The following is a 25,990-nucleotide window of genomic DNA, read 5'->3' on the forward strand; positions in this document are numbered from 1 at the left end:
CAGTCGAATGAGTTCAGAGACTTGCGTGGCGTACGCGCCTCGCGCGAGCCGGCTTTCGCTTCGCATCGAAAATGCGTGTGGTGGCCTTCCGCCCGCCACGATAGCGGCCTAACCTCCTCTCATCGCGAAGCGAGAGGAGCAGCGCCATGGCCCGCAAACCCGTTTCCGGCAAAGCCGCATCTGCCGAGGCTGCCGTCAAGGAGGCGAGCAAGCCGGTGGATCCGCGCAGGCGGGCCGTCGACGCCTTGATGAACCTCGCGGCCACCCGTCCCTGGGACGAGATCGAGCTTCCGGATATCGCGTCCGAAGCAGGGCTGACATTGGCGCAGTTGCGCAGTCTTTTCCCGTCCAAGCTCGCCATGCTCGGTGGCGTGACCCGCATCGTCGACGACGCGGTGCTCGCCGGTACCTCGGATGACCTCGCCGGCGAGCCGGTCAAGGAGCGTCTGTTCGACCTAGTAATGCGGCGGCTCGATGCGATGGCGCCCTATAAGGCGGGCCTGCGCAAAATCGCTCCGGTCATCCGCCGCGATCCGCTGGCCCTGGCTGCGCTCAACCGCGGCGCGGTCAATTCCTGGCGCTACATGCTGGCTTCGGCCGGGATCCCGACTGAGGACTCGTTAGGCGGCCTGCGCGTCCAGGGGGCGGTGCTGCTGATGGCGCGTGTTTCCGAAGCCTGGCTGGACGATGACGAGCCGGAATTGTCGAAGACCATGGCGCGGCTCGATCGCGAGCTGAAGACGGCCGGCCGCATCATGGCTCGCGTCGAGGATGTGCATCGGCTGACGGCGCCGTTCCGCGGGCTGGCGCGGGCGATCTGCTCGGGGCGCCCGCTGAAGGCACGGCGGCGGGAGCGGGCTCCTGAGCGTGGTGAAGACAACGAGGATTACGCGCCGGCGATCTGATGCCACGGCCCTGAATTGGGAACTGGATCACGGGCTTCGTCCTCGGCGAAGCCCGGGCTCATGGATTGCGGCCGGAACGTGGCGGCTTTAAGCGCCGCTTAGTCAATTCATGTGAATGGACGACATTCCCTCACGCGCAGGATACGCGGATGTCGTTCTCCAGAAAGATTGCAACGCTATCGATCGGCCGGTCCTTCGCGCTGATCGCGGTTTTGGCCGTTATCATCGCGGTCGGGGGAGTCGGCTACACGCTGCACGCTGCGCGTAATGAAATGATCGCGCTGAAGCGCGCGGAGATGAAGAACGCCGTCGAGGCCGCGGCAACCACCGTCAAGAGCTATCTGGCGCGCGCCGAGGCCGGCGAACTCAAGGAGGCGGACGCCAAGAAGATGGCGATGGAAGCCATCGGCGGGGCGCGCTTCGATAACGGCAACTACTACTTCGTCGTGAACTACGACGGCATCAGCCTGTTGCATGCCAACAAGAAGATCCAGTCGACCGACATGCGGCCGCTCAAGGATGCGGATGGCAAGTTCTTCGTCCAGGATATGATCGCGTTGGTGAAGGCCAAGGGAGAGGGGTTCCTCGACTATGGCTGGCTCAAGATGGGTGACACCGAGCCTTCGCTGAAGATCTCCTACGTCATCGGTGTTCCGAAGTGGCAGTGGCTGATCGGTTCGGGCCTGCATGTGCAGGACGTCGATGCGGCCTTCCTCGGCATGGTCGGCGGAGTCGCCGAGGTTCTGGTGCCGCTCGGCCTCATCATGCTCGGCCTCGTCATCGTCCTCAGCCGCCGCTCCTCGCGGATGCTGGCTTCGCTGTCTTCGTCGATGGACGAACTGGCGGCAGGCAATCTGCAGGCCGAGATCGCGCATCAGCAGCGGCCGGACGAGATTGGTTCGATGGCGCGCGCGCTGGTCGTCTTCCGCGATGCGGCACTGGCGAAGGAAGCGATGGAGGCTGACAAGCTGCGCGTCGAGGAGGAGGCGGCCGGACATCGCAGCGCCGTGGATACCGAGCGGCGGCGCAACGAGGCCGAGCGTGCCGAGCAGGCGCGCGTGCAGGCCGATGTCGTCCAGGCGCTGGGCGCGGGCCTCGAGCACCTGGCCGGGGGCGATCTGACCTATCGGATCGGGGAAACGTTCTCGGCCGAGTACCTCAAGCTCAAGGACGATTTCAACGCCGCCATCGCAAAGCTTCAGGACGCGATGCGGCAGATCGTGACCAATACCGAGAGCATGAAGGCAGGTTCCGTCGAGATCAGCCAGGCGGCGGACGATCTCGCCGGCCGCACCGAGCAGCAGGCCTCCTCGGTCGAGGAGACGGCGACGGCGCTCGACCAGCTCACTGCGACGGTGCGCCAGACCGCCGAGAGCGCGCGCCTCGCCAACCAGGCGACCGAGCAAGTCAAGGGCGAGGCGGAACAGTCCACCAGCATCGTGCGCGATGCGGTGACGGCGATGGGTGGCATCGAGAAGTCGGCGCAGGAGATCTCGCAGATCGTCGGCGTGATCGACGAGATTGCCTTCCAGACCAACCTGCTGGCGCTCAATGCCAGCGTCGAGGCGGCCCGCGCCGGCGATGCCGGCAAGGGCTTTGCCGTCGTCGCCTCGGAGGTGCGCGCTCTGGCGCAGCGTTCGGCTTCGGCAGCCAAGGAGATCAAGGCGCTGATCGACGCCTCGACCGTCGAGGTCGAGAAGGGCGTCAACCTCGTCGGGCAGACCGGCGGAGCGCTGCAACGCATGGCTTCGGAGATCGCCCGCGTCACCGGCCTGGTCGCCGAGATTGCCGGCGCTGCCCAGGAGCAGGCCTCGGGCCTGCAGGAAGTCAACGCCGCCGTCGGCGAGATGGACCAGGCGACCCAGCAGAATGCGGCGATGGCCGAGCAGTCCACGGCTGCCGCCCACTCGCTTTCGGAGGAGGCCGACCGTCTCTCGTCGCTGGTCGCCCGCTTCCAAATCGGCGGCGATACCGCGAGACTGCAGGCGATCGCGCGGACGATGCAGGCGGCTATTGCACAGCCGGCGGCAGCGGCTGCGCCCGCCGCGCCGCGCCCGGCGCCGCCGCGAAGCACGAAAGCGAATGGCAGCGCAGCGGCGGCGACCGCACGCAAGCTCGATATCGAGGCCCGTGACACGGGGTGGGAGGAATTTTGACACCGTCCGAAGAAGTAGCCGCGACGATCGGCTTCGACGATTTCCTCAAGGTCGACATCCGCGTCGGCACCATCGTCGAGGCCGAGCCCTATCCGGAGGCGCGCAAGCCGGCGATCAAGCTGGTGATCGATTTCGGTGGCGCGATCGGGCGGAAGAAATCCTCCGCCCAGATCACCAAGCATTACCAGCCGGAGGATCTGCCCGGCCGGCAGGTTCTCGCCGTGGTCAATTTCCCGCCGCGCCAGATCGGAAAGTTCATGTCCGAGGTGTTGACGCTGGGCGTGCCCGATGCCGATGGCGAGGTGGTGCTGATCGGGCCGGGCCATACCATCCCGGAAGGCGGGCGCCTGTTCTAGAGTGCGCCTGCCAGGGCTAACCGGTTCCAGAGGCCGGTCTGCAAGGTGGTCGGCGCGTAATCCGACGCCGACCAGCGCAGCGGCAACGCCTGCTTGTGCCGCCAGCCGCGCGTCACATGGAAGCGCCACAGCCGCTCCGCTCCGGCGAGGCGGGCGATCTCTGCACCGTCCCACATAATTTCGACCGAACCCTGCAACTGCAGGATCGTGCCGTCGCGAAAATCGACGAACAGCAACGCGGCGCGCGGCTCACGCAGCAGATTGCCCAGCGTGTTGAAATAGCTGTTCCCGGCGAAGTCCGGCACCGTCAACGTGTCGCCGTCGATGCGAACGAAGCCAGGCCGCCCACCGCGATGGGACATGTCGACGCCGCCGGCTGGCACGGCGTCCTGCCCGGCGGTGCTGGCGATGAAGAAGGTATCGGCCACCGCGATCAGGTCGTGCGCCTGCATGTCCAGGCGGCTCAGTTCCTCGTGCTGAACCGTGGTCCGCTCGGCCAGTCGCTCAACCATGCGGGTCTGGATGTACTTCGCGCAGTTTCCGAAGCTTTGTGCGACCGCGATGTCGAAGCCGTCAGCGCGACGTGCGGCGACCATGCCATTGGCGCGGTTGCGTCGGCGGGTCTCGAATTCGATGCCGAGAAGACCGATGGGGGCACCGGTGTGGAACGATTCGGCCGCGGGGTCCTGAGCCTGCGGCCTGGCGGTGATCTCAAGAGCGGTGGGAGAGGGGCTCGCAACGAAGCCGGGCGGGCCGGTCAGCACCGTCGCGAGCGGCCAGCCCCGTGCGTCGAGCACACCTGCGAAGATCCAGGGGAGCTGAGCGAAGAACAGGCGGTGCTGGTCGGGCATGAAGTTGCGGATGCCGCCGCCGCGGGAGAACTGGCCAGCCAGCGCCTGAGCTTCCAGCTCGCCGGTATGGAAGGGGCCGTCACTCATCGTTCTCGTCCGGCTCCGGCAGAGGCGAGGGCGGCATCGGCTTGAAGAAGGGCAGGGCCTCGACGCGGGCGAGCCAGGCGCGGACAGCCGGATAGGGCTCCAGCGAGATGCCGCCTTCCGGAGCATGAGCAACATAGGAATAGCAGGCGAGATCGGCGAGTGTGGGGTGGGGAGCAGCCAGGAACTCTCGCTCCGCCAGATGCTCCTGCATGAAGGTCAGCAGCCGCTTCGCGATCCGTTCGGCGCGCGCCCTGTCATCGTTCAGGCCGAACTGGACGACGAGGCGGGCGATGCTCGGTCCATGCATGACCTCGCCGGCCGCAATCGACAACCAACGCTGGACTGCGGCGGCGCCCACCGGATCGTCAGGTAGCCAGGCGCTTTCCGGCGCATAGCGCTTCACCAGATAGACCATGATCGCGTTGCTATCTGCCAACGTCATCTCGCCGTCCTGAAGGACGGGGATCTGCTGCAACGGATTGAGTTTTCGATAGGCTTCGGCGCGCCGGATTTCGGCCGGGGTATGCTCGAAGCGGTAAGGCAGATCCAGGGCACGCAGCAATAACTCGATGCGGTGCGAATGTCCGGACAGGGCCGTGCCGTGAAGCGTGATCTCCGTCGGTTGCATCGCCAATCTCCCGCAATTCGTGGTCGCGGCAGAGAGGATCGACGTTTCATCATTCGGGCGAAATCCGTTATCGATTGAAATCAGAATTCCAGAAGATGAAACAGTGTCATGGACCGTCTGGACGAGCTCGCGATCTTCGTGGCGATCATCGAGGCTGGTAGCCTCGCCGGAGCCGCGCGGCGCCTGCGCCGGTCCCGACCGGCGATCACGCGCGCACTTGCGACACTGGAGGATCGTGTCGGCCAAAGGCTCATCACCCGGTCGACCCGGCGCTTCATGCCGAGCGAAGCCGGTCGAGAGCTCGCGATTGCGGCGCGCCGCCTGCTCGGCGATTACGAAGCCTCGCTTGGAGGCGTTTCCGATGCGCCGGTCAGCGGCCTGCTGCGGGTCACGGCGCCGCTGTCCTTCGGGCGCCGCCATGTCACGCCGCTGGTCTCCGAATTTCTCGACCGTTACCCGCTCGTACAGGTCGAACTCGTGCTGGGAGACCGCAATCTCGACCTGATCGAGGAGGATCTGCATGTCGCGGTGCGGATCGGCCCACTGGCACCCTCACGCTTCGTGGCACGCAAGGTCGGCGAGGTGCGGCGCATTCTCGTGGCATCGCCGGCCTATCTGGCAGCGGCACCGCCACTGCGCCAGCCTTCCGATATCGCTGCGCATGAGACGATCATCAGCGTCGCCACTCAAGCCGGCATGAACTGGCAATTTGGCGGTGCGGGTCGCCGCAGCCGCGTTGCGCTGACGCCGCGGCTGATCGTCAACGAGGTGGAATCGGTCCTGATCGCCGCGCGGGCGGGGCGTGGCCTGGCGCGGCCGCTATCCTATCAGGCGGTCGACGACATCGCGGCTGGAACGCTGGTGCGGCTGCTGCCGGAATTCGAGCCGCCGCCTCTGCCAGTCCAACTCGTGACGCCGGGTGGCCGGCATCCGGCGCCGCGCGTCAGGGCCTTCATCGACCATGCCGTGGCGCGGCTGCCCCGACTGGCGCCGATCACTTCGGAACCCTGGCCGTCGCGGGGTTGAACACGCTCAGACGGGCAGCCTGACCGTTGCGCGCAGGCCGCCGAGCGGTGAGTCGCCGAGCATGATGTCGCCGCCATGGGCGCGGGCGATGTCGCGGGCGATGGCGAGGCCGAGGCCCGTGCCGCCGCCATCGACATTGCGCGCCTCGTCGAGGCGGAAGAAGGGTCGGAAGACCTCCTCGCGCTGGTCAGGAGGGATGCCGGGGCCGTCATCGTCGACGGTGACGATCAGATAGCGTGCGTCATGGGTGGCGCGGATCGCGATGCGGTTGCCGTAGCGCGCCGCATTGGAGACGAGGTTGGTCAGGAGACGACGGAAGGCGTCGGGCCGGACGACGACCTCGGGATCGCCGACCACTTCCAGCTCGGTCTGATGGCCCTGGCGCTCGGCGTCGGCCTTCAGATCCTCGAGCTGGCCGCGGATGTCGGTCTCGACCGCGACCTCGCCGGCATCGCCGCGGGCGAAGGCGAGATAGTCCTCCAGCATGCGGCCCATCTCGTCGATGTCCTTCTCCAGCGCCTCGATCTCGGCGGAGCGCTCCATCAGGGCGAGCGAGAGGCGGAAGCGGGTGAGGATGGTGCGCAGGTCGTGACTGACGCCGTTCAGCATCGTGGTGCGTTCGCCGATCGAGCGCTCGACGCGGCGCTTCATCTCGATGAAGGCGTTGCCCGCACGGCGGACCTCGCGGGCGCCGCGCGGGCGGAACTCGGCATCGCGGCCCTTGCCGAAGGCCTCGGCCGCATCGGCGAGCTTGAGGATCGGCCGGATCTGGTTGCGCAGGAACAGCACGGCGATGGTCAGCAGGATCAGCGAGGTGCCGATCATCCAGAGCAGGAAGATGTGGCTGTTCGAGGCATAGGCCGAATTGCGCCGTGTCAGGATGCGCATCACGTCCTTGCCGAGCTTGATGCGAATCTCGATCAGGCTGGAGCGGCCGACCGTGTCGAGCCAGAAGGGGCGGGCGACCTGCTGGCTGAGCTCTGTCGAGAGCGCATTGTCGAGCAGCGAGAAGAACGGTCGCGGCCCCGGCGCTGGCAGGTCGGAATCCGGAATGATGTCGACATCCATCCCGAGCCGCTCTGCGGCGATACGCGAGAGCGTGGTGATATCCTGGTCCTGCGGATAGCTCTCGTAGACATCGATCAACATGGCGATGTCGGCTGAGACGGCAGCGGAGAGCCGCTGCGTCACGGTCTGCCAGTGCCGTTCCATGAAAACATAGGCGATGACCGATTGCAGCAGCACCACCGGGGCGATGACGATGACCAGGGCGCGCGGATAAAGCCCCTTCGGCATGTAGCGCGCGACGATGTGGAGCGGTTGGCCGATGCGCTTCAGGGTAGGCTTGATAGCGGTATTGGCCTGCTGCGCGATACGAGACAGGGCCGCGCGCGAGCGCGCAAACCAGGCCACTGCAGCATGCAGCGCGCCCTGCCCCTTCCCGCCCTGTTGAGCTGGTGTCACGTCCTGTCCGTCAGCAGCCTGTAGCCGACACCGCGAACGGTCTGGAGATAGAGCGGGTCGGCCGGGTCGCGTTCGATCTTGCGGCGCAGCCGGTTCATCTGCACGTCGACGGTGCGGTCATTGGCGGCCGAGCCCTGCGCCGCCAGCTCCTCGCGCGGCACGACCTCGCCGGCGCGCTCAGCCAGCGCCGTCAGGATCTCGCGTTCGCGCTCGGTGAGGCGAATGGTCTCCTCGCCCTTGCGTAATTCGCCGCGTGCCAGACCATACAGGAAAGGTCCGAAGCGGACGAAGTCCGGCCGGGTGCCGGACTGCGCGGCCTCGACTACGACAGTCCGTTTCAGGATGTTGCCGAGGCGCAGCAGGAGTTCGCGCGGTTCGAAGGGCTTGGCGAGGTAGTCGTCGACGCCGATCTCCAGCCCGTTGATGCGATCCTTGCCGTCGGCACGGGCAGTCAGCATCAGGATCGGCACGGCCGAGGCCCCCCGGAAGCGGCGGGCGAAATCGAAGCCGTTCTCGCCCGGCATCATCACATCGAGCACGATGGCGTCGAAGACGAGGTTGCCGAGGCGCGTATCGGCCTCGGCGGCGTTGGCGGCCGTGGTGACGCGATAGCCATTGTCGCCGAGGAAGCGGCCGAGCAGTTCGCGCAGGCGCCGGTCGTCGTCGACGACCAGGACGTGCGGGGCTTCATCGGGCAGTATCTTGCGGGCCGGCTTTGCCGGCGCTTCGGTCGCGATCATCCAGACGTCTCTCTGCCGCGCCGATGGCGCGATGGGCGTCCCCTCATAGCACAGCGCGGCAGCAGGGTCGTCAATCGGCTTGGGCCGCGTGGTCGGCCGATCTTCAAGATCGGTCGGCCCAGCTCAGGCGCCTGACAGCAGCCCCTGTACCTTCGGCCGCTCCGAGGGATCGATCAGGGCTGCGAGATAGCGGGCGATGGTCTCGGCAGCTTCGGGACCGACGCTGTCGAGCGCAGCCACGATCCGCTTGGACTGGAGCTGAACCAGGCGCAGCGCCAGATCCTGCCCTGCGGGCGTGGTGTGGAGGTGGCGCTGGCGCTTGTCCTGCCGGCCGGTGCGCTGCTCGATATAGCCCTTCTCGACCAGCTCCTTGAGCACGCGGTTGAGGCTCTGCTTGGTGATCTGCAGGATGTCGAGCAACTCGGCGATGGTCAGGCCCGGGCGGCGCTGGACGAAGTGCAGCACCCGGTGATGGGCGCGGCCGAAGCCATAGTCGGCCAGGATGCGGTCGGGGTCGCCGACGAAGTCGCGATAGGCGAAGAAGAGCAGCTCGATCAGATCGTAGGGCACGGAGGCCGGGGCCGCGACGGGCGCCGCCGCTGGCGAGGTTACCTTCGGCGCGATCGGTCCCGGGCGGGTCAGGCTCTCGGCCAAAAAAGCTCTCCGAAAATTTAGGTCAACGTTGTTGACATATCTCAGACGGAAGATTACCAGTCAAGCGCGCTGAGCGAACGATTATTTCAAAACGTATCGTGGCAGCGCAGCTTTAGACCCAGGCTTGCGTTCCAAAAACGGCTGTGCCGGAGTTCGGAGCAGTAAGCACCCAGGAGAAGGTCCCATGTCAGTCATTCCTTTCGACCAGCGCGATGGCGTCATCTGGTTCGACGGCAAGCTCGTGCCGTGGAAGGACGCGAAGATTCACGTACTGACCCATGGGTTGCACTATGGCTCCTGCATCTTCGAGGGCGAGCGCGCCTATGACGGCGTGATCTACAAGTGCACGGAGCATTCGAAGCGCTTCCACAAGTCGGCCGAGATCATGGATTTCACGGTGCCCTATTCGGTCGCCGAGCTCGACGAGGCCAAGTATCTCTGCCTGAAGGAGAACGGGCTCAAGGACGCCTATGTCCGTCCGGTCGCCTGGCGCGGCTCGGAGATGATGGCGGTCTCCGGCCTGAACAACTCGATCCATACCGCGATCGCGGTGTGGGAGTGGCCGAGCATGTTCGACATGGCCGCAAAGCTGAAGGGCATCCGCCTCGACGTTGCGGACTATCGCCGGCCTGACCCGGCCTGCGCGCCGGTCCATGCCAAGGCGGCGGGGCTCTACATGATCTGCTCGCTCTCCAAGCATAAGGCCGAGCGGGCGGGCTACGCCGATGCGATGATGCTCGACTTCGAGGGCAATGTCGCCGAGTGCACCGGCGCCAACATCTTCTTCATCAAGGATGGCGTGATCCATACGCCGATGGCCGACCGTTTCCTCAACGGCTTGACCCGCCAGTCGGTGATCGAGCTGTGCAAGCAGCGCGGCTTCGAGGTGGTGGAACGGCGCATCCGGCCGGAGGAGCTCGAGAGCTTCAACGAGTGCTTCATCACCGGCTCGGCCGCCGAGGTGACGCTGGTCTCCGAGATCGGCCCATACAACTTCGTCACCGGCAATATGGGCAAGGTGATCATGGAGGATTATTCGGCGGCGGTGCGCCCGCAGTCGAAGGCGGCTTAAGCCATTTGCGTCGTGCCCGGGCTTGTTCCGGGCATCTCGGGATCAGTGACCTTTGATCACAAGGCTCTCGGGCGGAGTTCCGTTCCGCCCGAGCGTGACCGCTACTTCGCCGCGCTGCGATACAGCGTGATCCAATCCTCGGGGGCGATGCCGCGGCATTCGCCCATCATGGCGAGTTCTGTGCGCACAAAGCTCTTGCCATCCCAGGCATAGCCGCCAGTCACGCCGCAATCCCCGATGCCGCGCCCCTTGGCGAAGAAGGCCAGGTGGCCGGTGCGCGGATCGAAGCTCGCATTGGTCAAGTCGTTGCTGCCGTCGCCGTCGCCATCGGCGAAACGGAGCGGCGCCGCCTTGGCCGGGTCGTTCTCCGGCATGATGAAGAAGGACGAGGACAGGTTGTAGGCGCCGCGTGAACAGGCGAGCGCGACCAACGTGCGCTTGTCGCCGAGCGACCAGGCGCTGTCGCCGTCGGCTGCACCGTCCTCGCAGGAATCGGGGCTTCGTTTCTTCAGCGCGGCGCGCAGGCGCTCAGCCTGATGCTTCGCCGCCTTCATGTCGAGCATGGGTGGCACCGGCGTGGCTGCGACCACTGGCAGGGCGGGAGCGGGAGGCACAGTCGTATTCGCGCCCTTGCGAACAAGCGCCGTGGTCGTCGCGAGGCGCCCCTGCTGCTCGTCGATCCAAAGCATCGCCGCGACGGAACCTGCGAGCGAGATGCTTCCGGTCAGGCCGGGCGCGGTTACCGTCAGCTTCGTCGCCTTTCGCGCGGCGTCGATCAGTGCGGCGGTATCCTCGGCCGAGAACGTCAATGTCACGACATCGCCGTCGGCCGTGACGGAAAGCGGCTTGCTGCCGCTCGGGAACGCAGCGCCATCGAGCTTGAGTTGCAGCGCCGACGGCGGCTTCTTCCACTCTCCGCGGAGCCTGAGCAGAAGCCGTGCAGTGCCTTCAGGGCCGGCAGGGCGCTCGAGCCGCAGATAGGTGATGGTTTCGGTCGCCTCGGGCGGCAGTGAAATCGCTGTGCAGGTCTTGATGTTGTCGCAGCCCGCCATCCAGTCGCGGAAGGTCTTCGGCTCGTCTGCTGCAGTCGCCGCGGCGGCGAAGCTCAACCACAGGCCAGTGGCAAGGAGAATCCGGCTGCGGCCCTTCTGCCGTTTCGAAACTCTATCGGCTCCAGCGATCTGCTGCATCGTCGTCATCCGCTTTGGCCTCGACCCAGCCGCCGAGCGTGCCGTCGGCGCGATGCTCGCGTTTCCAGAACGGCGCGCGGGTCTTGAGATAATCCATCATGAAATCGGCCGCTTCGAAGGCTGCGCGGCGGTGGGCCGAAGCGGCGAGCACCAGCACGATCTGTTCGCCCGGCCGGATCAGCCCGTAGCGGTGGATGGCGACGAGACCCAAGAGCGGCCAGCGCGACGCAGCCTCCGCGGCGACGCGGCTGATCTCGGCCTCGGCCATCCCAGGGTAATGCTCGAGCTCCAGCGCACTCAACGTGCCGTTTTCGTCCCGGCAGAGCCCGGTGAAGGAGACGACGGCACCGATATCGGCGCGGCCCGTGCTCAGCGCCGCGATCTCGGCCGAAAGGTCGAAATCCTCGCGCTGGATACGGACGACCGGCGTCATGACGGCCTCAGCCGCCCGTCATCGGCGGGAAGAAGGCGATCTCGCGAGCGTTGCCGAGCGGGCTCTGCGGCTTGGCGTGAACCTGATCGAGCGCGGCGCGCACCACCGCCTCCTTGGCGAAGGCAGCCTCGTAATTCTCGCCGCGCGCCTTCAGCCAGCGCACCAGATCGGCCACGGTGACGAGGTTCGTCGGGATGTCGAGCGTCTCGTCGGGAATGCCGACGCGCTCGCGCACCCAAGCGAAGTAGACGAGCTTTACCGTGCGGGTTTCGGTCGCGGTCATGGGGGCTGCGGCGTTCATGGCATGCGCTCGTCCTGTTCGACGAGATGGCGGATGCCGGCGTTGAAATAATCCCAGCCGGTGTACATCGTCAGGCCTGCCGCCGCCCAGAGCAGCACGGTGCCGATCATCGTATTGCCGGGCAGCACCTTGTCACCGGCTGGGCCGGCGATCAGGAAGCCGAGCGCGAAGAGCTGCGCCGTCGTCTTCCATTTCGCGACCTTGCTGACCGGAACGCTGACCTTGAGGTCGGCCAGGAATTCACGGAGCCCCGAGACAAGAATCTCGCGGCATAGGATGACGATGGCGGCCCAGAGCGTCCAACCATGGATGGTGCCATCCGCCACCAGCATCAGCAGTAGGGCACAGACCAGGAGCTTGTCGGCGATCGGATCGAGCATGCGGCCGATCGCCGATTGCTGGCTCCAGGCGCGTGCGATGTAGCCGTCGAGATAGTCGGTGATGGCGGCGAGCGTATAGATCGCCAAAGCGAGCCAGCGCATCCAGTCGTCGCGGGGCCAGAACAGGATCGCCACCAGTGCCGGGATCGCCAGGATCCGGCCGTAGGTGAGGAGGTTCGGCAGCGACCAGGGGCCGCGCCGCCTGATGGCGTCTGGAAGAATCGTCACGTTGAGCACCAAAGCAATCCGGCCGTCGCAGCGTCAACACGCAAGACCGTGAATGTGGCAGAACTATCAGGCATCGTGAAAGAAATCGTGCACGGCTTTGGCCGTCGCCGCATTCACGCCGGGCGTGCGCATCAGATCGTCGAGCTTGGCGCGCTGGATCGCCTTCACCGTGCCGAAATGCAGGAGCAGCGCCCGCTTCCGCGAAGGGCCGATGCCGGGGATCTCGTCGAGCGGGTTTTTCATCGTCTCGCGCTTGCGTTTGGCGCGATGGGTGCCGATGGCGAAGCGGTGTGCCTCGTCACGCAGGCGCTGGATGAAATAGAGCGCGGGATCGCGCGGTTGCAGCTTGAAGGGCTCCCGGCCGGCCATGTGGAAGGTCTCGCGCATGGCGTTGCGATCGGCCCCCTTGGCGATGGCGACGAGCGGAATGTCGGTGGCGTTGAGCTCGGCCATGATCTTGCGCGCGGCTTCGAACTGGCCCTTGCCGCCGTCGACGATGACGAGATCGGGACGGGATGGGAAGGCATCGGGATCGCGAGGAGCGGTAGCGGGAGAGGGACTTGAACCCCCGGCGCTCTCGGCATCCGATGCCGGAGCGGCCTCCTTCGCCAGCCTGGCGAAGCGGCGCGTCAGCACCTCGCGCATCATGCCGAAATCGTCGCCGGCGATGGTGTCGGTCGAGATGTTGAAGGTACGGTACTGGTTCTTCACGAAGCCGTCCGGCCCCGCCACGATCATGCCGCCGACCGCGTTGGTGCCCATGATGTGGGAGTTGTCGTACACCTCGACCCGGCGCGGTGCGGTCTCCATGCCGAAGGCGGCGCCGAGCGCGGCGAGCAGCGATTGCTGCCCGGCATTTTCGGCAAGCTTGCGGGAGAGCGCCTCATGGGCGTTCTTGACGGCATGTGCCATCAGGTCGGCGCGCTCGCCGCGTTTGGGATGCGCGACCTCGACCTTGCGACCGGCACGCGCCGAAAGCGCCTGGCCGATCAGCTCGATCTCCTCGACCGGATGCGAGAGCAGCACAAGTCGTGGCGGCGGCTTGTCGTCGTAGAACTGGGCGACCACCGAGGCGAGCACTTCGACGGGGGTCAGCGAGCGGTCGGCGCGCGGGAAGAGGGCGCGGTTGCCCCAGTTCTGGTGATTGCGGAAGAAGAAGATCTCGACGCAGAAATGCCCGGCCTGCTCGTCGATGGCGAAGACGTCGGCCTCTTCCACCCCTTGCGTGTTGATGTCCTGCCCTGCCTGCACGGCCGAGAGCGCGGCGAGGCGGTCGCGATAGCGAGCGGCCTTCTCGAATTCGAGTTCCTCGGCGGCGGCCTGCATCCGTGCCGAGAGCAGCTGCTTTACGGCGGAGGAGCGGCCGGAGAGGAAGTCGCGCGCCTGACCGGCGAGCGCCTGGTAATCGGGGATCGAGATCTCGCCGGTGCAGGGACCGGCGCAGCGCTTGATCTGGAAGAGCAGGCAGGGGCGCGTGCGATTCTCGTAGAAGGAATCGGAACAGGTGCGGATCAGGAAGGCCTTCTGCAGCGCGTCGATGGTGCGCTTCACGGCCCAAACCGAGGCGAAAGGCCCGAAATAGTCGCCCTTGCGGTGGCGCGAGCCGCGATGCTTGAGGATCGCGGGAGCGTCGTGGTCGCCGGTCAGCAGGATGTAGGGGAACGACTTGTCGTCGCGCAGCAGCACGTTGTAGCGCGGTCGGAGCTGCTTGATCAGGTTCGACTCGAGCAGCAGCGCCTCGGTCTCGGTGCCGGTGGTGACGAACTCCATATTCGCCGTCTCGGCGATCATCCGGGCCACGGCGTTGGTATGCGCCATGCCGCGAGCATAGGAGGTCACGCGGTTCTTCAGGCTCTTGGCCTTGCCGACATAGAGCACCTCGCCGGCGCGGTCGAACATCCGGTAGACGCCAGGCTTGTTCGGCAGATGCCTGGCGAATTGCTGGATGACCTCGATGCCGGCCTTGAGTGCGCCGGGGGCGGCCTCGCCGAGGTCGAGCGCAGGTTCGGCTGCGGGGAGGGTGTCCTCCTCGTCCTCGAACTCCTCCTGTGGCAGATCGTCCTGACGTTCGCGACTCATAGGGCTCATGTAGGATGCCGCAGCGGCTTCGTCATGTCAGGACTGTCGCTGCAAGTCGCTGAAATCGACGGGCATCAAACCCGACCGCCCCGAGGAGCCTTGCGTGAGAGATGCCGTGCAGACTGTTCCCGGCCGGATCATCCTGCTCAATGGCGCGTCGAGCAGCGGCAAGTCCTCGCTGGCCCGCGCCATCCAGGCGCGGATCGACACGCCGTTCTGGCATATCTCGATCGACCATCTCCGCGATTCCGGCGTGCTGCCGATGGCGCGCATCCGCAGCAAGGAGTTCGACTGGCATGCCATGCGGGAGGCCTTCTTCATCGGCTTCGAGCGCTCGCTGCTGGCCTATGTCGAAGCCGGGAACGACCTGATCGTTGAGTACATCATGGAGAGCCAGCCCTGGCTGCACCGGCTGGTTGGGACGCTGGCCGGGCAGGACGTGTTCTTCGTCGGCGTGCATTGTGATCTCTCCGAGCTGGAACGACGGGAGCTTGTGCGGGGTGACCGACCCGTAGGAGATGCGCGGCGCGACTATTTCCGTATCCACTCCTATTGCATCTACGATTGCGAGGTGGATGGGGCGAATGACCCGGCCGCGAGTGCCGATGCCGTCATGGCCGCCTGGAAGGATCGCGAGACTCCTTCGGCCTTCGACCGGCTGCGGGAGCAGTCGGTCGGCTGACCTTTGCCGAGCCCGGCGTGCGTTTCACGCTGCCCTGAATTGCGGATCGAGGGCGCTATCGCTTCTCCAGCGGAGCGCCAATATCAGAGGGAACTGCCTGCGCGTTTCACCGAGGATCGAAACCCATGTCCCCGTCCGACAACCTCCGAATCCTTCTCGCCTCCCGCCCCGAGGGGCGTCCGACGCCGCAGAATTTCCGACTGGAGCAGGCGGCCATCCCTGCGATCTCCGACGGCCAGGTCCTGCTCAGGACCCTCTATCTCTCGCTCGACCCCTACATGCGTGGCCGGATGAGCGCAGCGAAGTCCTATGCCGCTCCCACCGAAATCGGCCAGGTGATGGAAGGAGGCACCGTGGCCGAGGTGCTGGAAAGCCGCGACCCAGCCTTCAGGCCGGGCGACATCGTCCTGTCCTATTCCGGCTGGCAGTCCTATGCGGCTGCCGGCGGCGCGCAGCTCCGCAAGCTCGATCCGGCGCAGGCGCCGGTGACGACTGCGCTCGGCGTGCTCGGCATGCCCGGCTTCACCGCCTACGCCGGGCTGCTCACGATCGGCCAGCCCAAGCCGGGGGAGACGGTCGTCGTGGCTGCGGCGAGCGGGCCGGTCGGCTCCGCGGTCGGTCAGATCGCGCGGATCAAGGGCGCGCGCGCCGTGGGTATCGCCGGCGGGCCTGAGAAATGCGCCTTCGTGCGTGACACCTTCGGCTTGGATGCCGTCATCGACCATCGCGACCCGGAGATGGCGAGCCAGCTTGCCGCCGCCTGCCCGAACGGGGTCGACGTCTATTTCGAGAATGTCGGTGGCCATGTCTGGGATGCCGTTTTCCCGCTGCTCAATACCTTTGCACGCATCCCGGTCTGCGGTCTCATCGCGCAATACAATGCGACCGGCGATTTCCCGGGGCCGGACCGACTGCCGGTGCTGATGCGCCAGGTGCTGTCGAAGAGCCTGACGATCCGCGGGTTCATCCAGCGCGAATTCGCGGCCCAGGCACCAAAGTTCCGCGAGGAGATGGCGCGCTGGATCGCGGAGGGAGCGGTCAAGTACAAGGAAGATATCGTCGATGGTCTGGAGAATGCGCCGGAGGCCTTCATCGGGCTGCTGGAAGGCAGGAACTTCGGCAAGCTGATCGTCAAGCTCTGAGGCAGTCTGCCACGGGCCGGCCTTTTTTCTTGACCATTCGACAGGTGCGCGGTCATCACCATGCCCCCGTCAATGGACCTTGCCGATGCCCGTTTTCGCGATTCCGTTCCCGATGATCGATCCTGTCGCGGTCCAGCTCGGACCGCTCGCGATCAAATGGTACGGGCTTGCCTATGTCGTCGGGCTGCTTGGCGGCTGGTGGTATGCGCGCCTGTTGGTGGCCACGGACCGGCTCTGGCATGGGCGGCCGCGACCGCAGCCGGTCGAGCTCGACGACATGCTGCTCTTCGTCGCTTTCGGCGTCGTGCTCGGTGGGCGTACCGGCTTCGTGCTGTTCTATGACCTGCCGCGCTATATCGAGCGGCCGCAGGACATCCTTGCGATCTGGCAGGGCGGCATGTCCTTCCATGGCGGGCTGATCGGCGCGACGCTTGGCTTGTGGCTATTCGCCCGGCGGCGCGGTTATCCGGCGCTCTCGGTCTTCGATCTGGCGGCGGCGGTGGTGCCGATCGGGCTCTTCCTCGGGCGTATCGCCAATTTCATCAATGGCGAGCTCTGGGGCCGGCCGGCTCCGGATTTTCCCTGGGCGATGGTGTTCCCGAATGGCGGGCCGGTGCCACGCTATCCGAGCCAGCTCTTCGAGGCTTTCGCCGAAGGCCTCGTGCTGTTCGCGCTGGTCAACATCCTGGTCTGGTCGGGCTGGTTCCGCCGGCCGGGCTTCGTGGCCGGGGTCTTCGGCATCGGCTATGCGGTCGCGCGCATCGTCTGCGAGTTCTTCCGCGAGCCCGATCCGCAGCTCGGCTTCCTGTTCGGCAGCTCGGTCGATGCGCTTTCGGGCGGCATCACCATGGGCATGCTCTTGTCGCTGCCGGTGCTGGCCGTCGGGATCTGGCTGGTGCTACGCAGCCGGCGCGAGGCAGCGGCGTGAGCACACTCGAGGCGGAGCTGATCCGCCTGATCCGCGAGGAAGGGCCGTTGCCCGTTTCGCGTTTCATGGCGCTGGCGCTCGGCCATCCGCGCCATGGCTATTACATGACGCGCGATCCTTTCGGCCAAGAAGGCGACTTCACCACTGCTCCGGAGATCAGCCAGATGTTCGGCGAGCTCCTGGGGCTCTGGGCCGCGCATCTCTGGCAGGCGATGGGAGCGCCGGCGCGCTTCCGCCTTGTCGAGCTCGGGCCGGGGCGCGGCACGCTGATGGCCGACATTCTGCGGGTGACACGGATCGTGCCTGGCTTCCATGCAGCGCTGTCGGTTCATCTCGTCGAGACGAGCTCGATGCTGCGCGACAAGCAGGCTGTGGCGCTGAGCGGCGCCGGAGCGGTCTGGCACGACAGCATCGCGACGGCGCTTGATGGCCCGGCGATCGTGCTGGCCAATGAATTCCTCGATGCGTTGCCGCTCGATCAGTTCGTCATGACGGCGGAGGGCTGGCATGAACGGCTCCTCGGGCTCGGCGACGACGGGGCGCTGGCGTTCGGGCTCGCCCTGGTCGGCGAGGATTCGTTGAAGATCGCGGCGCCGGTCGGCAGCGTCTTCGAGCAACCCTATGCCGCGCTCGATGTCGTCACCGCGATTGCACGCCATATCGCAGGGGAGGGCGGCGGCGCCCTGTTCATCGACTACGGTTCGGTACGTTCCGGCTTCGGCGACACGCTGCAAGCGATGAGGCGGCACGGCTTCGTCGATCCGCTGGCCGAGCCGGGCGAGGCGGATCTGACGGTGCATGTCGATTTCGAGCGGATGGGGCAGGCGGCGCTGAAGGCGGGGGCAGCATTGCACGGACCTGCGACGCAGCGCGACTTCCTGCTGGCGCTCGGGCTGGCGCAGCGGGCTCAGGCTTTGTCCCAGAAGGCCGATGCCGCTCAGCGTCAGGCGATCTCGGAGGCCTTCGATCGGCTGATCCAGCCAGGCGAGATCGGCATGGGCGATTTGTTCAAGGTTCTGGCGCTATCTCAGCCGACCCTGCCGCCGCTGCCCGGATTTGAACGTCATCGGGTGCCAGAGCAGGTCTGAAGGACGCGAGACCCGGACTTCCGGGGTGCGCAAACGGGACGACGCCATGTTTATCACTTCTCCCGAAATGGCCGGCGAAGCTGGCATCCGCCACGCCTTCTTCACGCGCGAGGGCGGCGTCTCGACCGGCATCTATGCCTCGCTCAACGGCGGCCTCGGGTCATCCGACGATCCGGCGGCGGTGCGGGAGAACCGGGTGCGGATGGCCCGCCATCTCAAGGTCGAGCCCGATCACCTCGTCAGCGTTCATCAGGTCCATTCGCCGGATGTCGCCCTGGTCACCGGCCCCTGGCAGGCCGAGAAGCCGCGGGCCGATGCTATGGTGACGATCTCGCAGAATGTCGCGCTCGGCATTTCCACGGCCGATTGCGGCCCGATCCTGTTCGCGGACAGCGAGGCACGGGTGATCGGGGCCGCGCATTCCGGCTGGAAGGGCGCGTTTACCGGGATTGTCGGCGCCACCGTGACGGCGATGGAAAAGCTCGGCGCACGGCGCGAGCGCATTCTCGCCGTGCTGGGGCCGACCATCAGTGCCGCCGCCTATGAGGTCGGTCCGGAATTCGTCGAGCGCTTCAAGGCCGAAAACGCGACCTATGCCCGCTTCTTCACCGCCTCCGAACGCCCGGCCCATGCGATGTTCGACCTGCCGGCCTTCATCGGGCTCAAGGCGCAGGAGGCGGGAATCGGCCGCTTTGTCGATCTGTCCCTATGCACCTACGCGGATGAGCGGCGCTTCTTCAGCTATCGCCGCACGACGCATCGCGGCGAGCCCGATTACGGACGGCTGATCGCGGCGATCACGCTGGATTGACCGGCCCATCAGGCGGCTTTTCCGGCGATACACGGCTCCGCCGAATTGGCATCCGAGCACGATAGAGGTTGATGGAGCGGTGCGGCGGCTTGCCGCAGGGCCGCTTCGGGGGCATCCTCCACCGATGTCGGCCGGAACGCATCGCTCCCCGACTTACGATTTCCTCTGGCGATGCCTGTAAGATGCGGGGGCTGCAGTGGAACAGATCCTGATGAACCTCGTCGCCGGTGCGATCGGCGGCAACGCGGCCGGCAAGGCCAGTCCGAGCTTCGACCTCGGAACCTTGGGCAACACCCTCTCCGGCCTGGTCGGGGGCGGGGTGCTCGGCCAATTGATTCCCCTGCTGATCCCGGCGATCAGCGCCGCCGCGCAGGGCGGTAATCTCAGCGTCGGCAGCATCCTCACCAATCTGATCGGCGGCGGTGCGGGCGGCGCGATCCTGACCGCGATCATCGGCGCGCTGAAGAATCGCGCGGCCTGAGGGTCGTTTCAATCGACGATGTCGGGTGTGCGCCACCCCAGATGCTGCCCGGCATCGACGGCGATCATCTGCCCCGTGACCGAGCGGGCGCGTGCGAGGTAGAGCACGGCTTCGGCGATCTCCTTCGCGTCGATCCGGTGGCCGAGCAACGTGCCTGCAGCCTCGCGTTCGAGCAGCCGCGTGCCGTCATGCGGGTTGGGGAAAGTCGGGCCGGGACCAACGGCGTTGACCCGGATGCGTGGCGCCAACGCCTGGGCGAGCGTGGTCGTAGCGGCGAGCAGGGCAGCTTTGGTCAGGGTGTAGGAATAATATTGCGGCGTCAGCTTCCAGACGCGCTGGTCGACGATGTTGACGATGGCGCCGTCGCGATCTGCCGGCAGGCGGTTGGCCATGGCACCGGCCAGCAGGGACGGTGCCCGCAGATTGACGGCGAACTGACGATCCCAGGTTGCGATGTCGAGCGCGCGGACGTCGTCGACAACGAAACTTGCGGCATTGTTGACCAGCAGCGTCACGGGGCCGAGCGCGGCCTCGACCGAGGGCAGCAGCTCCTGAACGGAATCGGCATCCGCCAGATCTGCCTCGAAGGCGGCCACGGTCGCGCCGGATGCGGCCAGGCGCTGCACGAGCTCCTCGGCTTCGTCGCGATGACTGCCGTGGTGGATCGCGACGGCGAAGCCCGCTCCCGCCAGCCGCTCGACGATGGCGCGCCCGATTCGCCGTGCCCCGCCCGTGACCAGCGCGATCTCAGCCATCGTTCGGCTGCTTTCCGGTCAGGCTGCCGGCCGGCGTGATGCCGGCGTTGCGCTGCAGACGTCGCTCCCAGTGCTTGGCGACGCGCAGATAGCGATAGAAGGCATAGTTCATCGCTGTCATGAAGCCGTAGAGGCCGCGCAGCGCATGTCGGCGGCCGATATAGGCCTTGAAGAAATTCGCCGGAAACTCGGCGATGAGCCTGAAGGCTGAGACTGTCGCGCCGCGCGCGTCGAGATCGTCGGCCTGGGCGTCGCTATAGGCATTGAGCTTGTCCATCTGCTCGCCGAGCGAGCGGACGGAAAAGTGGTGGATTGTGCCCTTCAGCTTCCCAACCTTGGTGCCGGGCTGAAGATCGACGCGGTCGTGGACCGGCGAGGATGAGTAGCGCCCTTTCGATTTGCGATAGAGCCGCACCGGCGAGAGGGCGTAAGCGAATCGGTGCGGTGCCCGCTCGCCGGGGAAGATTTCCGCGATTCTCGTCCTGTAGGCGTCGGCGGCCGGCGCTCCGGCCTGAAACAGGGCTGTGATCTCGGCGATGAGATCCGCCGGCAGCACCTCGTCCGCATCGAGATTGAGGAGCCAATCGTGGCGACATTGCTCCTCGGCGAAGCGCTTCTGCTGGCCATATCCCGGCCAGGGGTTGAAGATGACGCGGGCGCCGAGGGCCTCCGCCACGCCTTGCGTGCCGTCGGTCGAGCCGGAATCGACGACGACGATGTCGTCGCTCACGGCACGGGCCGCGGCGATGGTGAGGCCGATCCGGTCGGCTTCGTTCTGCGCGATGATGAAGATGGAAAGAGGCGGCACAGTCTCGTTTAACCCGTGAGATTTCAAGGCTTAAGCATGCTCGTACAAGAGCGGCAAGGCGAATGCCGAAAGTTTTGGGGCGATCACGGGAACCTTGGGAGAGAACCTGCGTTTGACGGATGGCTTTCCGTTCCCGCGGAGAGTCCAATGGCGTTCTATTAGTATTCGATTTACCATCTTGGCTCCCCCGGCCGTGGTTAACCCGGTTTTACCTATTTGCGTTCAGTTATCGCATTCGTGCCGCATTTCTGCCGCGGTCTGCAAGGCAGATGTGTTGTCGGTGCAACAGACAAAAGCGACGACTGGTTCTATACAGTCATCATCGAAATCAAAACGCCGGGCCTTCCGGTGATCGCGACGACTAAGGAGTATGTCATGAAGAAGTATCTGCTTGCGAGCGTTGCCGCCCTCGGCATCATCGCTGCCGGCGCCGCCTCGGCCGCCGACCTGCCGTCGCGCAAGGGCCCGGTTGCCGCTCCGGTCTACATCCCGCCGGTCTTCACCTGGACCGGTTTCTACGTCGGTGCCAACGCTGGCTACGGCTGGGGCAACGTCAACACCAACACCTTCACGAGCGTTGGTGACCTCGACGGCTTCGTCGGTGGTGGTCAGATCGGCTACAACTACCAGATGGGCCAGTTCGTGCTCGGCCTCGAAGCCGACATCCAGGGCGCTGACCTGAGCAGCGGCGACAACGTCATCGGCTCGCGCATCAAGACCGACTACTTCGGTACGGTCCGTGCCCGCGTCGGCGTCGCCTTCGATCGGTTCATGCCCTACGTCACCGGTGGTTGGGCTTACGGCAACGTGAAGACCTCGATCCCGGCGTTCGGCATCTCGTCCGACAACTCGCACACCAACGGCTGGGCTCTCGGCGGTGGTATCGAGTACGCGATCACCAACAACCTGATCGCCGGCGTCGAGTACCTCTACGTCGACCTGGGCGAGAAGCGCGTCACCGGCCTGGTCGACAAGGTCGGCACGGACTTCTCGGTCGTCCGCGCCCGTCTGAGCTACAAGTTCTGATCCTACCACAATCGGATTTGAGCGACCCGGTGGCCTTGGCCACCGGGTTTTTTGTTGCTTGCCGGTGAAGTGCTCGGGCGACGCGAACCGAAAAAGCCCGGCGCTCTCAGGAGCACCGGGCTTTTCTGTCGAGGATGCAGCGTTTGCTGGCGCGGGAGCCGAAGTCCCCCGCCTCAGCCCTTGAAGCGCGTGCTTTCGAAGGATGGGACCCGCGCGGCGAAAGCATCCAACCAGGCGACGAGCCGGGGGTGCGCCGCACGCCACTTGCCCTCGAAACGCAGGTCGAGATAGCCGAGCGCGCAGGCTAGGGCGATCTCGCCGATCTGCGGGCGCCCTTCGCTGGCGGGCGGATCGGCCTCGAGCGTAGCCAACGCCCGCCCGATCTTGCCGTCCTGATGAGCGAGCCAATTGGCGTTGCGACCTTCCTCCGGCCGGAAGCGCCCTTCATAGACCTGCAGCAGCCCGGCGTCGCAAATGCCGTCAGCAAGCGCCTGCAGGCGCAATTGCGCGAAGCGGGTCGTGCCGGTCGGAATGATCTTGCCGCCACCGGCGAGCGCATCGAGATACTCGACCACCACCCGCGAATCGAACAGCGTCGTGCCGTCCTCCAGCACGAGAGTCGGAATCTTGCCGAGCGGATTCTGCTGGCGCAGCGATTCGGAAGGATCGTTGGTATCGGCCATCACGACCTCGATGCGGTCCGTCAGGCCGAGTTCGGACGCGGCGATCTTGACCTTGCGGCCGAAGGGCGAGGTGGGCGAGGAGCGCAGGACGAGCATCGATCGAGAACCCTGGAGCAAGGGGAGGGAACGATCAGCCGTCGGGGCGGATCGCCTCGCATAGATAGCGCGGTCGCTGCCCCTGCGCGAGCCGCTCGGTCAAGGCGGGCAGCAGGATCTCGGCGTCCTCGGCGAGCTTCCAGGGCGGATTGGCGATCAGCAGGCCGGTGGCGCCGAGGCCGCCGGCTGCTTCCGGGCGATCGACGTCGATTTCCAGGCGCAGCAAGCGGCCGATGCCGGCGTCCGTCACATCGTCTATCATCGCTTCGACGGCCGGCCGACCCTTGATCGGGTACCAGAGCATGTAGATGCCTGTCGGCCATTTGCGGTGGGCGGCGATGAACTGGCTCGTCAGCGTCGCGAACTCGTCCTTCTCCTCGAAGGGGGGATCGATCAGCACGAGGCCGCGGCGCTCCTTTGGCGGGACATTGGCGCGCAGGGCCGTCCAACCGTCGATCGCGAGCGCCTTGCAGCGCGAATCCCGCGCCAGCACTTCTGCGAGCTTGCGGTGTGTCGGGGGGTGGAGCTCGGCGGCGATGAGCCGGTCGAAGGGACGCATGGCGTGGCGACAGAGCCAGGGCGATCCGGGGTAGGCCTCCGGCCCATGCTCGGCGCGCACGGCGGCGAGCGCGGCACGATAGGGTTCGAGCACGGCTTCCGCCGCGGCCGAAAGCGGCGAGCGGTCAAGTCGGGCGACGCCGTCCTTCCACTCATGCGTACGCAAGGCTTCCTCGGAGCCGAGGTCGTAACGTCCGACGCCGCCATGGGTGTCGATCACGCGATAGGGCGTCGGCTTGGCATCGAGGTGCTGCAGGATACGTGCGAGCACGGCGTGCTTCAGCACATCAGCAAAATTTCCGGCGTGGAAGCCGTGGCGATAGTTCATGCGCCGCTTCTACCGCATCGGATCGAAAAGGGGAGAGGGTTCGCTCAGCGCGGCGCCAGCACCGTGAAATCGCGGGCGCGGCAGCCCGAGCGATCGACCTGCTGACAGGTGCGGAAATCACGCAAATCCTTGCTGAGGCAGATGCGGACCTCCTGAAGCACACCGCGCTTGCAGGTGACCGACATCATGTCGGTCCGCAGGCCCGGATTGGCGTCGACGAAGGCGCGCTCCAGATCAAGGGAGGTCCAGCGCTGGTCGCGCTCTGATCTGGCAAGGGCCGGCGGGACGGCGACCTTGTCGCGGGCGCGGCGAACATCGCGGAAATAATCGGCAGGGCTCGAGCCGGTGCAGGTGCCGTGCTTGCGCCATTCATAGCGGGCGAGGCTGTCGGTCGGGTAGACGCCCTCGGCTTCCGCCATCGCACTGCGCGACGGGGAGCGTTCGGCAAGGCTGCAATCGCTCGGATAACCACGCTCGTATTGCGGCCACAGCCCGTGGACGACGAAACGCAAGCCATTGCCGTCCGCACATTGCTCGCGGTTGCGGGTGCGGTCGCCGTCGAGCTCGCAGAAGCCCGGCGACCAGGACAGCGCCAGCACGTAGAAGTCGAAGTCGCCCGGCGTACCGCCGCCACGCTGGCCGTAACCCTGCGCCAGCGATGGGCTGGCGAGGCAGAGCCACGTCAGGGTTGCGACGGCCAGTCGTCGAAGCATCGCGGTGCGCTCAGGGGCGGGCCATCTTGCAGTTAGGTGCGTAGGAGAGCTCCCGGTCGAGGCCGGCCACGCACCAGTTGACGTTCCAGGTCATGCCGAACAGGCCGAGATTTTCCCGGACCGAATAATCGACGCGGTGGAACACGCCGTTGTTCAGCAACAGCCGGGCCGTGCAGAAGCGCCGCGGAATGAAGTCGTCGCCCCAGGTCCGGAAGCCGGTCTGCGCAATGCGGTCATAGGACAGCGCCTGCAACGGACCCCAATAAGTGGATTCACGCGAGTTGAACCAGCTCGTCAGCTCGGAAAGCACGGCCGGGTCGGCGCAGCCTGGCAAATCGCCGTACATCGGAACGATACGTGCCTCCGCGCGATCCGGCGGCGCGACATAGCGACGGCCGGCAGCGTCGGCGGAAGCGAAGCCTGCCAGGCAGGCAAGCGAGACGAGAGCGGTGCGGAACAGGGCGCGGCGCATGGAATCAGGCCTCGTAAAGGCAAATGCGAGTTGCGCTTACGATGGCTGTCCACCCGGCGGGGGTCAAGGGATCGCGCTGCGAGAGGCCTCTGCAGGCTGCCTGCTGTGGCATTTCGGCCTGTAAGGCGGGTGAAACTGCCTTGCGTGGAGTGCCGGTCGCATCCGGCGCGAGCGTGGTGGCGGGTGCACCACGGATCGGCGACACTCGCCATGACGAGGGAGGTGACATGGACGACTGCTTCGACGACCCGGCCGCACGCATCGAGGACCAAGCCTCGCTGCGCAGCCATATCGGTCCCGTGAGCCCGGTGGTGCAGCATAAGGTGCTCAATCGGCTCGACCAGTTCTGCCGCGACTTCATCGCGCTTTCGCCTTTCCTGGTGCTGGCGACCAGCGACGGCAAGGGCGGGGCGGATGCCAGTCCGCGCGGCGATATGCCGGGCTTCGTGCGCGTGCTGGACGACCGCACGCTGCTGATCCCCGACCGCCGCGGCAACAATCGCGCCGACAGCTTCGGCAATGTGATCTCGTCGTCCGGTGTCGGCATCGTCTTCATGGTGCCGGGCATCAGCGAGACGCTGCGAGTCAACGGCATGGCGCGCGTGACGCGCGACGCCGAGCTGCTGGCGCCCTCGACGGTGCAGCAGCGGCCGCCGCTGACCGGCTTCATCGTGGCGGTCGACGAAGCCTATTTCCATTGCGGCAAGGCCCTGATCCGCTCGAAGCTCTGGGATCCGGCCTGCCAGGTGCCGCGCCAGAGTTTCCCGACGCTGGGCCGCATCGTGGCCGAGCAGACCAAGCTGGTCGAAGCCGATGCGGCCGATCGCAATCTCGAAGAGGCCTATCGCGACCGGCTCTATTGAGAGCCG

Annotated in this window: 29 protein-coding genes; 13 read left to right on the forward strand and 16 right to left on the reverse strand. The window is 66.1% G+C overall.

Annotated features, from left to right (window positions below; translation table 11 throughout):
- Positions 1–146 precede the first annotated feature (146 nt).
- From CE453_RS09490 to CE453_RS09500, 3 genes are all read left to right on the forward strand, one after another.
- On the forward strand, positions 147–905 hold the full coding sequence (locus tag CE453_RS09490) for a TetR family transcriptional regulator (RefSeq protein WP_089174363.1): 759 nt from the start codon (positions 147–149) through the stop codon (positions 903–905).
- A gap of 149 nt (positions 906–1,054) precedes the next feature.
- A complete protein-coding gene (locus tag CE453_RS09495; RefSeq protein WP_089174364.1) occupies positions 1,055–3,061 on the forward strand; it encodes a methyl-accepting chemotaxis protein in 2,007 nt (668 codons plus the stop codon).
- On the forward strand, positions 3,058–3,417 hold the full coding sequence (locus CE453_RS09500; protein WP_089174365.1) for a tRNA-binding protein: 360 nt from the start codon (positions 3,058–3,060) through the stop codon (positions 3,415–3,417). The genes CE453_RS09495 and CE453_RS09500 overlap by 4 nt, the downstream gene beginning before the upstream one ends.
- Here the strand turns inward: CE453_RS09500 and CE453_RS09505 are convergent.
- Both CE453_RS09505 and CE453_RS09510 read right to left on the reverse strand, forming a co-directional pair.
- Positions 3,414–4,355: a pyridoxamine 5'-phosphate oxidase family protein gene (locus tag CE453_RS09505; protein ID WP_089174366.1), complete on the reverse strand. Its 942-nt coding sequence runs from the start codon at positions 4,353–4,355 to the stop codon at positions 3,414–3,416. The genes CE453_RS09500 and CE453_RS09505 overlap by 4 nt on opposite strands.
- A complete protein-coding gene (locus tag CE453_RS09510; protein WP_089174367.1) occupies positions 4,348–4,983 on the reverse strand; it encodes a glutathione S-transferase in 636 nt (211 codons plus the stop codon). Before CE453_RS09510 ends, CE453_RS09505 begins: the two co-directional genes overlap by 8 nt.
- 108 nt (positions 4,984–5,091) lie before the next feature.
- Between CE453_RS09510 and CE453_RS09515 the strand changes: the two genes are divergently transcribed.
- A complete protein-coding gene (locus CE453_RS09515; RefSeq protein WP_089174368.1) occupies positions 5,092–6,009 on the forward strand; it encodes a LysR family transcriptional regulator in 918 nt (305 codons plus the stop codon).
- Between the two features lie 6 nt (positions 6,010–6,015).
- Here the strand turns inward: CE453_RS09515 and CE453_RS09520 are convergent, their stop codons facing one another.
- From CE453_RS09520 to CE453_RS09530, 3 genes are all read right to left on the reverse strand, one after another.
- Complete coding sequence (locus CE453_RS09520; RefSeq protein ID WP_248308103.1) at positions 6,016–7,359, reverse strand: ATP-binding protein; 1,344 nt, start codon at positions 7,357–7,359, stop codon at positions 6,016–6,018.
- Positions 7,360–7,469: 110 nt separating this feature from the next.
- Positions 7,470–8,213, reverse strand: a complete 744-nt coding sequence (locus CE453_RS09525) for a response regulator (protein ID WP_089174369.1) — start codon at positions 8,211–8,213, stop codon at positions 7,470–7,472.
- Positions 8,214–8,336: 123 nt separating this feature from the next.
- The gene (locus CE453_RS09530) at positions 8,337–8,867 is read right to left on the reverse strand and encodes a MarR family transcriptional regulator (RefSeq protein ID WP_089174370.1); all 531 of its coding nucleotides are present in this window, start codon (positions 8,865–8,867) and stop codon (positions 8,337–8,339) included.
- 184 nt (positions 8,868–9,051) lie between these two features.
- Here CE453_RS09530 and CE453_RS09535 point away from each other — a divergent pair, with 184 nt between their 5' ends.
- The gene (locus CE453_RS09535) at positions 9,052–9,939 is read left to right on the forward strand and encodes a branched-chain amino acid aminotransferase (protein WP_089174371.1); all 888 of its coding nucleotides are present in this window, start codon (positions 9,052–9,054) and stop codon (positions 9,937–9,939) included.
- 101 nt (positions 9,940–10,040) lie between these two features.
- On the opposite strand, the gene CE453_RS09540 is transcribed toward CE453_RS09535, so the two are convergent.
- The 5 genes from CE453_RS09540 to uvrC all read right to left on the reverse strand — a co-directional run bounded on the left by CE453_RS09540 (position 10,041) and on the right by uvrC (position 14,550).
- The gene (locus CE453_RS09540; protein WP_157732972.1) at positions 10,041–11,129 is read right to left on the reverse strand and encodes a DUF1176 domain-containing protein; all 1,089 of its coding nucleotides are present in this window, start codon (positions 11,127–11,129) and stop codon (positions 10,041–10,043) included.
- The gene (locus CE453_RS09545) at positions 11,104–11,562 is read right to left on the reverse strand and encodes a molybdenum cofactor biosynthesis protein MoaE (RefSeq protein ID WP_089174373.1); all 459 of its coding nucleotides are present in this window, start codon (positions 11,560–11,562) and stop codon (positions 11,104–11,106) included. Before CE453_RS09545 ends, CE453_RS09540 begins: the two co-directional genes overlap by 26 nt.
- Before the next feature lie 7 nt (positions 11,563–11,569).
- Entirely contained in the window at positions 11,570–11,863 is a 294-nt protein-coding gene (gene moaD, locus CE453_RS09550; protein ID WP_248308014.1) for a molybdopterin converting factor subunit 1, read from the reverse strand.
- The gene (gene pgsA / locus CE453_RS09555) at positions 11,860–12,471 is read right to left on the reverse strand and encodes a CDP-diacylglycerol--glycerol-3-phosphate 3-phosphatidyltransferase (protein ID WP_472840983.1); all 612 of its coding nucleotides are present in this window, start codon (positions 12,469–12,471) and stop codon (positions 11,860–11,862) included. Before pgsA ends, moaD begins: the two co-directional genes overlap by 4 nt.
- Positions 12,472–12,537: 66 nt before the next feature.
- Entirely contained in the window at positions 12,538–14,550 is a 2,013-nt protein-coding gene (gene uvrC / locus CE453_RS09560; RefSeq protein ID WP_472840984.1) for an excinuclease ABC subunit UvrC, read from the reverse strand.
- Between the two features lie 103 nt (positions 14,551–14,653).
- On the opposite strand from uvrC, the gene CE453_RS09565 reads away from it, so the two are divergent.
- The 6 genes from CE453_RS09565 to CE453_RS09590 all read left to right on the forward strand — a co-directional run bounded on the left by CE453_RS09565 (position 14,654) and on the right by CE453_RS09590 (position 19,682).
- Positions 14,654–15,232: a chloramphenicol phosphotransferase CPT family protein gene (locus CE453_RS09565; protein WP_248308015.1), complete on the forward strand. Its 579-nt coding sequence runs from the start codon at positions 14,654–14,656 to the stop codon at positions 15,230–15,232.
- 125 nt (positions 15,233–15,357) lie between these two features.
- A complete protein-coding gene (locus CE453_RS09570) occupies positions 15,358–16,374 on the forward strand; it encodes an NADP-dependent oxidoreductase (RefSeq protein ID WP_089174376.1) in 1,017 nt (338 codons plus the stop codon).
- An 85-nt stretch (positions 16,375–16,459) separates the two neighbouring features.
- Entirely contained in the window at positions 16,460–17,302 is an 843-nt protein-coding gene (gene lgt, locus CE453_RS09575; protein ID WP_198302302.1) for a prolipoprotein diacylglyceryl transferase, read from the forward strand.
- A complete protein-coding gene (locus CE453_RS09580; protein ID WP_198302303.1) occupies positions 17,299–18,390 on the forward strand; it encodes a class I SAM-dependent methyltransferase in 1,092 nt (363 codons plus the stop codon). Before lgt ends, CE453_RS09580 begins: the two co-directional genes overlap by 4 nt.
- A 46-nt stretch (positions 18,391–18,436) precedes the next feature.
- Entirely contained in the window at positions 18,437–19,201 is a 765-nt protein-coding gene (pgeF, locus tag CE453_RS09585) for a peptidoglycan editing factor PgeF (protein ID WP_089174378.1), read from the forward strand.
- A gap of 211 nt (positions 19,202–19,412) precedes the next feature.
- Entirely contained in the window at positions 19,413–19,682 is a 270-nt protein-coding gene (locus tag CE453_RS09590; RefSeq protein WP_248308016.1) for a hypothetical protein, read from the forward strand.
- A gap of 8 nt (positions 19,683–19,690) precedes the next feature.
- Here the strand turns inward: CE453_RS09590 and CE453_RS09595 are convergent, their stop codons facing one another.
- Both CE453_RS09595 and CE453_RS09600 read right to left on the reverse strand, forming a co-directional pair.
- Complete coding sequence (locus CE453_RS09595; protein WP_089174380.1) at positions 19,691–20,437, reverse strand: SDR family oxidoreductase; 747 nt, start codon at positions 20,435–20,437, stop codon at positions 19,691–19,693.
- The gene (locus tag CE453_RS09600) at positions 20,430–21,245 is read right to left on the reverse strand and encodes a glycosyltransferase family 2 protein (protein ID WP_089174381.1); all 816 of its coding nucleotides are present in this window, start codon (positions 21,243–21,245) and stop codon (positions 20,430–20,432) included. Before CE453_RS09600 ends, CE453_RS09595 begins: the two co-directional genes overlap by 8 nt.
- A gap of 375 nt (positions 21,246–21,620) precedes the next feature.
- Here CE453_RS09600 and CE453_RS09605 point away from each other — a divergent pair, with 375 nt between their 5' ends.
- Positions 21,621–22,271 carry an outer membrane protein gene (locus tag CE453_RS09605; protein ID WP_089174382.1) on the forward strand — a complete coding sequence of 217 codons (651 nt, stop codon included), beginning with the start codon at positions 21,621–21,623 and terminating at the stop codon, positions 22,269–22,271.
- A gap of 173 nt (positions 22,272–22,444) precedes the next feature.
- Here CE453_RS09605 and CE453_RS09610 read toward each other — a convergent pair whose 3' ends face one another.
- Genes CE453_RS09610 through CE453_RS09625 form a run of 4 tightly spaced genes read right to left on the reverse strand, consistent with a single transcriptional unit; the run spans position 22,445 to position 25,121 of the window.
- Positions 22,445–23,050, reverse strand: a complete 606-nt coding sequence (locus CE453_RS09610; protein ID WP_089174383.1) for a glutathione S-transferase — start codon at positions 23,048–23,050, stop codon at positions 22,445–22,447.
- 34 nt (positions 23,051–23,084) lie between these two features.
- Positions 23,085–23,936 (reverse strand): 23S rRNA (adenine(2030)-N(6))-methyltransferase RlmJ, encoded by an 852-nt coding sequence (locus CE453_RS09615; RefSeq protein WP_089174384.1) that lies wholly within the window; start codon positions 23,934–23,936, stop codon positions 23,085–23,087.
- Between the two features lie 44 nt (positions 23,937–23,980).
- Positions 23,981–24,649, reverse strand: a complete 669-nt coding sequence (locus CE453_RS09620) for a ribonuclease T2 family protein (RefSeq protein WP_089174385.1) — start codon at positions 24,647–24,649, stop codon at positions 23,981–23,983.
- 10 nt (positions 24,650–24,659) lie between these two features.
- Positions 24,660–25,121 (reverse strand): hypothetical protein, encoded by a 462-nt coding sequence (locus CE453_RS09625; protein ID WP_089174386.1) that lies wholly within the window; start codon positions 25,119–25,121, stop codon positions 24,660–24,662.
- Between the two features lie 227 nt (positions 25,122–25,348).
- Between CE453_RS09625 and CE453_RS09630 the strand changes: the two genes are divergently transcribed.
- The gene (locus CE453_RS09630) at positions 25,349–25,984 is read left to right on the forward strand and encodes a pyridoxamine 5'-phosphate oxidase family protein (protein ID WP_089174387.1); all 636 of its coding nucleotides are present in this window, start codon (positions 25,349–25,351) and stop codon (positions 25,982–25,984) included.
- The last annotated feature ends 6 nt before the right edge of the window (positions 25,985–25,990 follow it).

The organism is Bosea sp. AS-1, from assembly GCF_002220095.1.
In the GTDB taxonomy this organism is placed as follows: Bacteria; Pseudomonadota; Alphaproteobacteria; order Rhizobiales; family Beijerinckiaceae; genus Allobosea.